The organism is Cognatishimia activa (assembly GCF_001458335.1).
GTDB classification, from domain to species: domain Bacteria; phylum Pseudomonadota; class Alphaproteobacteria; order Rhodobacterales; family Rhodobacteraceae; genus Cognatishimia; species Cognatishimia activa.
On sequence record NZ_CYTO01000019.1, the window covers coordinates 6,870 to 16,548 of the forward strand.

The following is a 9,679-nucleotide window of genomic DNA, read 5'->3' on the forward strand; positions in this document are numbered from 1 at the left end:
TCATCGTGGTTCTGCTGATGACCTATCTGGTCACAACAGCTGACTCCGCGGTTCTGATTGTGAACACCATCAACGCAGCAGGCGACGAAGGCCCGAAAGCACGCCCACATATCTACTTCTGGGGTATTGCCCTGGGCGCGGTTGTGGCGGCGTTGTTGATTGCCGGTGGCCACAAAGCGATTACCACGGCGATGGTGATCGGGGCGTTCCCGTTCTCTGTTGTGATGGTGCTGCAATGTTTCGCTCTGATCAAAGCGATCTGGAACGATGGCAAACGCGAAGAAGCAGGCGTCGCTACGACGGCTGATGCGGCTGCACCAGCTGAGTAAGACGCGCTAAATAGAAACAAAAGAAGCCCGGGTTTGCGCCCGGGCTTTTTCTTTGGCGGATCACGCGGTTGCGGCGCGGCGTTTCATGCGCCGAACTTGAAATTTTGCCGCTGCCAAGACGATGCGAGAATAAAGCAGGTGGAACCCCATAAAGGCATTGACCCACCAGCCGAGTTTCGGATTTTCGCTACCGGCATTTTTGGGAACCACCGCTGAGCCAAAGAACAGTTTTGTTCCTGTGCCGTCTCGCTCAACCATCAACCATGTCCGAATGCCGTTTTGGAAGATCGCGAGAAGCAGTTGGTTCTCATCCCGCTGTTCTGTTTCCCAGCCCGACACTTTCGTTCCGGCGCCATTGGCAAGCGCGGTGACCGCTGCAGTGGTGGACGGCATGCCGGCCAAACCAAGCAGCTTTCGTTCAAGCCTTAGAACAGGAGAGGTGAAGAACGCTTCCACCAATTCTGTCAGGCTAACTTCGTCTACCGCGGTGGTTTCAAAGCAGTCGGTGTAGTGGTCCGGGCGAGAGCTATAGGCCTTTAAATATGAGGTCTCTGGATGCGGGCAGGGGCGGATTGAAAACATGATTGCGACTCCATACGCTTGCGTATGTTTTGCTGTGGAGTTGCAGGTGTTGTCAAGCTTTGTTGGTGTTGGGTTAGCCGTTGGAAATCACTTTATTCAGATGTTCCACGGCTTCTATCAGTTGCTGTTCAATCTCTGCTGTGAGCGGTTTGATCGGCAAGATTGGGGAGACATCGGCGATGCCAATCCCGCGTGCAATGGCGTAGGACACGCGATAGCTTCCGTGGGATTTGGTCAGGTCCCAGATCGGGGCGATTGCTTGAGAGATGGCTGCGGTTCTGGCGGTGTCGCCATTGACCACAGCGTCTGCCAAGGCGCGGCATTGGGACGGTAGGATGCCCCCGACCGCACTGTGCCAGCAGTCGGCCCCGGCCAGCAAAGCCATGGCGCAGCCCCAGTCGCCGCTATAGCCAATTTGAAATCCATTTGGTGTTGCGTCGCGCAGGCGTTTCAACTCGTCTGCAAAATTCTCGCGCGCTGGCAGAGGCATCTTAACCGCAGTGATTGTCGGGATTTTTGCAAGCTTGCGGATCAGGTCGACGCTAAACCGGAATTGAGTTGTGCCCGGATTGTTGTAGATGCAGAGCGGGAGATCCGTGGCCTCGGCCACGGCGGCGAAGTGGTCGTAGACCTCGGGCTCTGACAGAACCTGATAAGACATGGGTGCCATAAGCAATCCATTGGCCCCCGCTTCGGCGGCGTGCTGGGCGAGTTCAACGGACATATCGGTCCGGATGGCCCCGATGCCGACCACCGCAGGGACCGCACCGTCGATGTGATCCAGCGCTGTTTTGACCGCTTCTTTTCGCACGTCCGTCGAGAGATAGGGGTAGGCACCTGTGCTGCCCAAAAGCCCGATGGAGTCGACCGCTGCCGCCAGAATTGGATCCAACACTTTGCGGAATGCGGCGCCATCTAGTTGGCCGTCGGCAAAGGTGGGTGTGATGGGGAAGGCGGAAAAGCCGATGAAGCGCATGGGACAATCTCCTGGATTTCGCTGTGCTTGGCCGGACCCTAGGGAGGGGCTGAGTGGCATGCAAGGTCTATGTCTGGGTGTATCTGGCGCGCGAAAAAATCTAAGCGTGCCCGGCAGAATCACCGTAGGTTGATTGGCATGAGCCAAGATCCCGACAACAAATCGGACGAATATGACGAGGGGGTGTCTCCCCCTTCGATCTATGAGTCTGACCCGACGCCAGAAGAGGACCTTTGGTTCCTGCCCGGGCCGCCGGAGGATTTTGCGCCTGGGGAAAGCCCCCTGATCTTCGCTCAGCGAGAGACATCTGTTGCCCCAAAGGATTGGTCAGCGGCGGAACGCAGCTCATATCGTGGCCTGGTGTCGGCTGCTGAGGCGCTCGCGCGTTTTGGGGCGCGGCTGGAGGCGTTGCCGTCCGATGTTGTGGAAAGGATCGCCTTGCAAAGTGTGGCGGCGATTTTGCGTAGTGAAGGGGTTTGGTTAAAGCCCGAGCAGATCGCCTTGTTTCGGGCATTGCGGGTGAGTTCGCAGGAAGAGACCCGAGATTTGGAGCGCGCGTCTTGGGCGGTTCGTCGGTTGATTGCGATGCGCAAGGGCTCTCCGATAGAAGAAGGGCTGCGCGCGTTTCTGGGGCGCCAGAAAGTGGTGGAGCGGCAAGCGCTGCCCAATGAGGATCGCGCCCTCGGCGAAGAGCTGGATTCTGTGGGTGAGGATTGGACAAAGCAGATTGAGGCTATGGGGCAGCTGCACCCACTGACCCGCGCTGCCTGTGGTTTGTTCTTGTGGCGACGATTGCAGATCACAGCACCGGATGAGGCGCTAGAGCCCATGGTGGCCGCCGCACTGTTGGGTGCTGATGCGCAAGCGCCGTTTTTGCCGGTGCCTGAAGGGGTCGCGCCACTACATATGCGGGCGTCCAATCCAGAAGAGGCTTTGGCATCGTTTTATCAAACCGTTGAGCGGGGCGCGTTGGCTGCTTTGCTTGAGGTGGAGCGTTTGCTCGCGTGGCGGGCCCGCGCCAAGGAGTTGACGGACGACCTGTCGGGTCGCACACCCCGAAGTTTGGTTGAGACATCTTTGCGCTTTCCTGTGTTTTCAGCGGAACTGGCTGCGCGGCTCGCGAAATGCGCTCCGATGTCAGCGCGGCGCAATTTGAAGCTTTTTGAGGAGCGAGGATTGCTTAAGGAAGTCACGGGGCAAAGACGCTATCGTTTTTGGTCTGCAAAGCTCTAATCTTTTAGGGACTCCATTATATCTATCATCACCTCTCTGGAGCGATGCAGTACCCGTCCGCTGGTCAGTCCTTGTGTGGCGATGGGATGGCCGACTGTTAGTCGAATTCCTATTTTGTCGGATCCGTATTTTCTTTGTTTCCCAACTGAAAACAATCGGGGCCTAGAGCCGGGCAAACACCGCTGGGAATCAATCATTTCTTGGAGAGAGACCTGATTTCGGTTTGAGACCAATTTTGCGCTATTCAACTCTGGGTAAAGCCCCGCCGCCTCAGTGGGGTTCTAACGCTTTTAGCTAAAGCATTGAAAAGTATGATTAAAAAATGGTTAACGTTTTTAAGTGGTTAAAGCCGGGTTAAAGAAACCAACCAGTGCTTTACTCAATTCAAAAGTTTGCCCAATTTGGGCCACAATTGTCCGGATAAACTGAACAATAAGTTTTGAGGACAACCCTAGGGTTTTGATTGGTGCAGAAGCATCTCGGCCATTTGGGTTCATCCGCAACCGGGTGCAGAAGCACCCACTGCCGCAATTTGGCGGCGCTGCGATTGGAGACAAAAATGAAGATCCTTGCCGTCGATGATGACGAACTGATCCGCGAAATTCTCTCTGCGACACTGGAAGCCCATGGGTACACCGATGTGACCTTGGCGGAATCCGGTGAAGATGCGTTGCAGAAAATCGCCGCGTCCCCGACGCCGTTTGAAGGGTTCATGTTCGACATTCAAATGCCGGGTATGGACGGGACAGAGCTGTGTCAGCATGTCCGTCAAATGGATCATTATAAGAATTCCCCGGTGATCATGATCACCGCGATGAACGACAAAACCTATGTTGACCGCGCCTTCATGGCTGGTGCAACCGACTACGTCACCAAGCCGTTTGATACGACCGAGCTGATGACTCGTATCCGCCTTGCCGACCGTCTCCAGTCTGAAGCGCGCAAAGCGGCAGCAGCGGCGGCTTCGAACCCGGCAGCGGCGGCACCGAAGCCTCCGTTCAAAGATCCGGTGACCATCAAAGATGTGCGCGGTGTGGTGAAGAGTGCGGCGCTTGATAACTATGTCATTCTGATGCTTGAGCAGAAACAGTTTGCTATGGGTGCTTTTGCGATCCGTGTGCCTGAGCTCGAGAATGTTCATGCTGGCTCTGACATCGAAGAATTTACCTACGTTGTGACCGATGTGGCTGAGGTGATCTCGGACTGCCTGGTTGGGGCGCAGGCCTTCCTGTCTTATCTGGGCGGCGGCAATTTTGTTTGCGTTGGTGCTAAGAATAAACTGCCAACTGCAGAGAGCATGCATGATGAGTTTGTCATGATGCTGAACGATCCGGACCTGGTTTATTGTGAAGAGGTCGCCACAGGCTTTACTGCACAGATCGGTGATATCGCAGCACCGAAACTGTTTGAGAAACGCGGCGACCTGCGCTTCCTAGATCGTGCGGTTGAAAAGCTGAGTGAAGCTGGCGGTAAATCCGGCGGCCGGTTCGCAGCCTAATTCCAAAGCCGTTACCAGAAAGGGGAGCCATGGCGTCCCTTTCGATTTCCCGCAAGCCTCACTGTCATGCGTGACTCTCAGGCACCACCTGTGGAAAAACGGCTCTAAACCATGGAAAATGTTAACCATTCCTTAAGATCTTCAGTGGTTTTTCCCACATGGATTCCCGGTTTTGTGGTATTCTGAAAGTGGCAAGAAAAATCAGCGCCTGAAGAGCGTTGAGGAATAAGAAACTTGGGTGAGCAGATCATGATGCAAGGAATGGACGCCAGTAAAGCGGCCCTTCTGGAGGCGGGACTCGCGAAAATTCGCGCGCGGTTCATCGACTCTTTAGAAGATCGCATCGACGACTTTTGTGCACAGCTCGAGATTCTGGAAAATCCTGCAACGGCAGAAGCCGCCTGCACGGAGATTCGCGCCCAGGCCCACAAGCTGCATGGTATTTGCGGTTCTGTCGGACAGCCCCGGATGGGGGCGTTGGCGGCTCAGGTAGAGCACCATATCGACAGTCTGTTGGCCGGACCGCGCCCCCTCAACACCGACTTTGTCGACGAACTTCTGAATGCGCTGCTCGATGAGATGGAGCAGAATGTGGATGGCGCATAGAACAGCTCTTTGGCGTGGGCTTCAAGCCCTTAGTCGATGGTTCGGGTTCTGGATTACTTTAGCGGCTTTGACAGTGACTTTGGTCGCGCGGGCCACCGCTGCGAATGCGCAGCAAACCGAATTCTCGGCAGACACACAGGTTTTCACGGTGGGGGTTCAGTCCACCGAAGGGGCAACGCGTGCGCTCGAAGCGTGGCGGCCTACGATTGAGTATTTGAACCGCGAGGCGGTTTTCGCGGAATCTCCTTATCGTTTTAATGTGCGCCCGTTTTCTCACGGAGAGCTGATGAACGCGATGAGCGCGGGTGCCGTTGATTTTGCTCTGACCAATCCAGCGATGTTTGTCACCGCAGAGGTGGAAAGCGGGGCGCGGGCCGTGCTGTCTCAGGCGCGTTTCTGGGAAGGGCGGACATATAACGAAGTCGGTGCCGTTGTTTTTGCGCGCGCGGATTCTCCGGTGCGTCAGATCAATCAGCTGCGCGGTGCGTCGGTTATGGCGGTTGCAGCCAGCGATTTCTCTGGCTGGTGGTTGGCGGAGCAGGAGTTCCGTCGTCGTCGTCTTGATGTCCAAGACATGCTGAGCGAGCTGGTGTTCTCCGGCGGCAACCAACGTGAGGTGATCTACGCAGTACAAACCGGCCTAGTGGATGCGGGTGTGGTGCCTGCTGGTGTGCTGGAGGCTTTGGCCGAAGAGGGCGTCATCAATATGGATGACTTCATTCCGCTCTCACCGATGGCTTATCCAGATTACCCGTTTTGGGTGTCGACACCGCTGTACCCTGAATGGGTGCTTTCCGCTTTGGAAAATGTGCCAGATGACGCGCTTGCGTTGGTGATCAATTCGATGCTGTCTATCGATGCGGGGTCCGTTGAGTCCGTGAGTGGTGGCAACATTGTTTGGCAAGCGCCGCAGAACTATCAGGATGTGCATGACCTGCTCATCTCTTTGCGTGTGCGCCCCTACGAGAACTATCTGGTTCAGGCGATCCTGAGGATTTACAGCAGTTATAAGTGGGTCATCCTTGGGATGACCGCTTTCATCACCTTCTCTTTGCTGTTCCTGATCTTGCAATTGCGCCGCAATATCCAGTTGGCAGAAATGCGCAAAGATGTGCTGGAGAGCGAGCTGCGCTCCAAACTCTTCTATCGGTCTGCGGTTGAGGAACACACGGTGTTCCTGATGTTGCGCCCCAGTGGCCGGATCTCGCATGTGAACGACAATTTCTGCGAGACGACCGGGCGCGATAAGGTGGATTTGACCGGGACCTTCCTGAAAGACATCTTGCCGGATCAAGAGCGTAAGCTTCTGGAAGAAGACATTATGCAGTCCATGTCGGTGGGCGCGCCTTGGGATGGTCCGCTGAAGATCCTCAAGGAAGACGGAACCATCGCTTGGGCGCAATGTACGGTTATTCCGGTGTCTGGGGCGGGTGATAAACTGTCTGAGATTGCGGTTGTTGCAACCGACATGACGCAGACCCGCAAAGGCATTTCTGATGACAGCTTCCATGACAGTCTTGAGCTGATCGAAGATCAGGTTGTGGTGCTGCGGCCGGGCTCGTTGGAACTGATGTATTGTAACCGCACCGCCAATGAAAAGCTGATCGAGAACCGCATCGGCGGCACTTGGCAAGGCCGTAGCGCGCGGGATATTTTGACGGATGCAGATGTGCGCGCGCTCGAGATGCGTTGTGAAGCGCTGGAAGAAGGCCCGCAACGCCGCATGACTTGGGAAGTCACTGGCAGCAATGGCATCCCTTACGAGATCAGCTTGGAATATGTGCAGCCTGACAATGACGAGCCGCGCTTTATTTCGATCTACCGTGACATCACGGATCGCAAAGTGGCCGAGAAAGCAAAGAACGAATTTGTGGCCACCGTGTCCCACGAATTGCGCACACCGCTGACGTCCATGAAGGGTGCGCTGGGTCTGGCAAAATCCGGGGCCATTGGTGATTTGACCCCGCAGATGGATAAGATGATTGGCATGGCAGCGGACAACTGTGACCGCCTGGTTCTTCTGATCAATGACATGCTCGATATGGAGAAGATCGAGCAGGGCAAAATGGACTTCAAGATGGCGCCCGTCGATGTGCTGGAAGTTGTTGATAAAGCGATGGAGTCCAACAAGTTCTACGCCGAGAAGTTCAAATGCACCCTGCGTTTGAACGTGGAAGAAGACGAAGATGGCTTTATGGCCATGGCGGATAAAGACCGCCTGACACAGGTGATGGATAACCTGATGTCCAACGCGTCCAAGTTCTCTGGCGAGGGCAAAGAGATCGTCGCGACGCTGAAAATCCATCGCGGCCGCCTGCGCTTCACTTTGCGCGACTTTGGCTGCGGTATTCCGAAAGAGGCGCAAGCCACGATCTTTGACAAGTTTACCCAAGCCGATATGGGTGACACCCGTTCTCAAGGTGGTACCGGTCTTGGTCTGGCGATCGCGAAGCTGATTGTGGAAAGCCACAAGGGCGAGATTTTCTTTGCCTCGGAAAAAGACATCGGCACCGAGTTCTTCGTCGACCTGCCGCGCATGATTGGCAACAAGGTTATGCCGTTTGAGCCGCTGGACGGTGAAGAGGTTGCCTTCTCCGGTGCGGGCCTGACCCCTGATCAAGCAGGGATTGGCGCGGCCGCTGCTGGCGGCGATGGCCAAGTTGGTGACGGCACCGAACTGCAAGTTCTGCTGGCACAGATGCAATCCGGCGGCTTTGAAGTTGAGCTTGAGAGTGGCAGCGTGACCGTGAGCCAAGTGGTCAGCGGTAAGGGCGTTGTGGGTCAATCATCGGTCTTCAACTGGCTTTCTGATGATGGTCGGAACCTGGTCACCGAGCTGTTTGAACGCGAGCGGTTGTCAAACTTGAAAGTGTCTGTCCTTCAGGCGACTTCAGAAGACAGCAATATGTCTGACGGCATGATCCTGAACAGCCTGCGCACGAACATGTATTCAAATTGGCTGAGCATGATCCCGAATATGGTGACCCCAGAGGGTGGCTTTAAGCTGATGGCGGTTGGTGAAAATGATCTGCCGAAAGTGGATGCGGAAGATGTGTCACTGATGCCAGCGGGTGACGTGCCGCAAGCATTGGTGCTGGCTGACAACGATCAATTCGATGCTGTCCTTCATTTTGACAAAATTGGATTGGCACACTGCATGACAATCATTCCGGTCGCCGGTGGGCGCCTGCCTGAGTCGCTGCCCGTCATTGTGATGGTGACACAGGTGGAAGCGCCTGAAGCCGAACGCGGTGTGGTTTCGAAATTTGCGCGCCCATCGGGCGCAGGCCGGGGCAAGGCGCGTCGCCGGGCTCGTGGTTAAGAAAATGGTCTTGGATATAGGTGAATGAAATGGGTGAACTGACAAGGATCCTGCATGTAGAGGACGAGGCGGATATTCGCGAAATCGCGAATATGGCGCTGGAACTGATCGGTGGTTTTCAAGTGGCACAGGCGGAGCTGGGCACCGTGGCTTTGGATATCGTGGGTGATTTCAAACCGGAGCTGCTGTTGTGCGATGTGCAAATGCCGGGGCTGACCGGGCCAGAAACCATCGCGAAGATCCGCGAGATGCCGGGCTATGAACAGATCCCAGCAATCTACATGACGGCGAAAGTTGGTGAGTCTGATAAAGACAGCCTGCTTGGGCCGTATGAGCTGGGTTTCATTGCGAAGCCGTTTGATCCGACCACATTGGCAACCCAGATCCGTGAGATGTGGGCGGCGGGTTTCCAGAACGCTGCGTGAGTGACGTATGAAGAGGGGGCGCTGCCCCCTCAATCGGATTTGAAAATCCGATTTCTCCCCCGGAGAATTTTGACAAAGAAGAAGTGGGCGGGTTCTTGTCGCTGCTTTAAGTCTCTCCCCGCATCTGACGCAAATAGCGATTGCGGGCGACCTCTTCTAAAGACGCGGTTTCTGCCATGTCTTCTTCGCGGCGTTTTTCAAAGAGGTTTTTGTCTAGCACCGCCTCATTAGAACGTGCCTCGGTATAGGTTTCAAAAAGCTGCCCTTCGATCTTTGCCGCTTCTTGATCTAAGCGATCCATCTCTTGCTGCAAAAAAGCCCTGCGCGTTTCAATGGCCTTTAAAAAACCTGCTAGAAACGGCGCAGATTCCGGGGTTTCGATATGGGCTTCGTTCCTGATTTTTTCATCGAGCTGATCCAGCTCTGACTGGATCTGCGCTTGGTGGGCCCGGATTTGGCCCATCGCGGCGGCGTGAGTATCAAGCTCGTGTTCTTTGACGCGCTGCAGAACCTGCAAGGATTCTATGCGCCGCGCCCTATCCACGAGCCGGGCCCATTACGCGGCTGTCAGATCCTGACGCGCCTCTTCCATTTCATAGAAGGAAGGCTGCAGGACAGTTGGAATGTTGCCGCGACCGATTTCCACGCAGATGGTCGGGGAGTGGTCGTGCAGGATGGCCACGAAGATGTCGCGGATCACGTTGTAGA

Annotated in this window: 9 protein-coding genes; 6 read left to right on the top strand and 3 right to left on the bottom strand. The window is 55.4% G+C overall.

The features are described from left to right. Positions 1-329 (top strand): BCCT family transporter (locus TA5113_RS17200; protein WP_258953921.1); only part of this gene is annotated, 329 nt, incomplete at its 5' end. Positions 330-389: 60 nt separating this feature from the next. On the opposite strand, the gene TA5113_RS09225 is transcribed toward TA5113_RS17200, so the two are convergent. Next, entirely contained in the window at positions 390-911 is a 522-nt protein-coding gene (locus tag TA5113_RS09225) for a hypothetical protein (protein ID WP_058314863.1), read from the bottom strand. A gap of 73 nt (positions 912-984) precedes the next feature. Then, positions 985-1,887 carry a dihydrodipicolinate synthase family protein gene (locus tag TA5113_RS09230; RefSeq protein WP_058314862.1) on the bottom strand — a complete coding sequence of 301 codons (903 nt, stop codon included), beginning with the start codon at positions 1,885-1,887 and terminating at the stop codon, positions 985-987. 138 nt (positions 1,888-2,025) lie between these two features. On the opposite strand from TA5113_RS09230, the gene TA5113_RS09235 reads away from it, so the two are divergent. The 5 genes from TA5113_RS09235 (at position 2,026) to TA5113_RS09255 (ending at position 8,971) form a co-directional block, all read left to right on the top strand. Next, positions 2,026-3,120 (top strand): Fic family protein, encoded by a 1,095-nt coding sequence (locus TA5113_RS09235; protein ID WP_058314861.1) that lies wholly within the window; start codon positions 2,026-2,028, stop codon positions 3,118-3,120. A 559-nt stretch (positions 3,121-3,679) separates the two neighbouring features. After that, positions 3,680-4,618, top strand: a complete 939-nt coding sequence (locus TA5113_RS09240; protein WP_058314860.1) for a response regulator — start codon at positions 3,680-3,682, stop codon at positions 4,616-4,618. Positions 4,619-4,852: 234 nt separating this feature from the next. After that, positions 4,853-5,224 (top strand): Hpt domain-containing protein, encoded by a 372-nt coding sequence (locus TA5113_RS09245; protein ID WP_058316690.1) that lies wholly within the window; start codon positions 4,853-4,855, stop codon positions 5,222-5,224. Beyond that, positions 5,214-8,546 carry a PhnD/SsuA/transferrin family substrate-binding protein gene (locus TA5113_RS09250; RefSeq protein WP_058316691.1) on the top strand — a complete coding sequence of 1,111 codons (3,333 nt, stop codon included), beginning with the start codon at positions 5,214-5,216 and terminating at the stop codon, positions 8,544-8,546. The genes TA5113_RS09245 and TA5113_RS09250 overlap by 11 nt, the downstream gene beginning before the upstream one ends. A 29-nt stretch (positions 8,547-8,575) precedes the next feature. Further along, positions 8,576-8,971, top strand: coding sequence for a response regulator (locus TA5113_RS09255; RefSeq protein ID WP_058314857.1), 396 nt, complete (start codon positions 8,576-8,578; stop codon positions 8,969-8,971). A gap of 106 nt (positions 8,972-9,077) precedes the next feature. Here the strand turns inward: TA5113_RS09255 and TA5113_RS09260 are convergent, their stop codons facing one another. Then, on the bottom strand, positions 9,078-9,515 hold the full coding sequence (locus tag TA5113_RS09260; RefSeq protein WP_058314856.1) for a hypothetical protein: 438 nt from the start codon (positions 9,513-9,515) through the stop codon (positions 9,078-9,080). Positions 9,516-9,679: the final 164 nt, after the last annotated feature.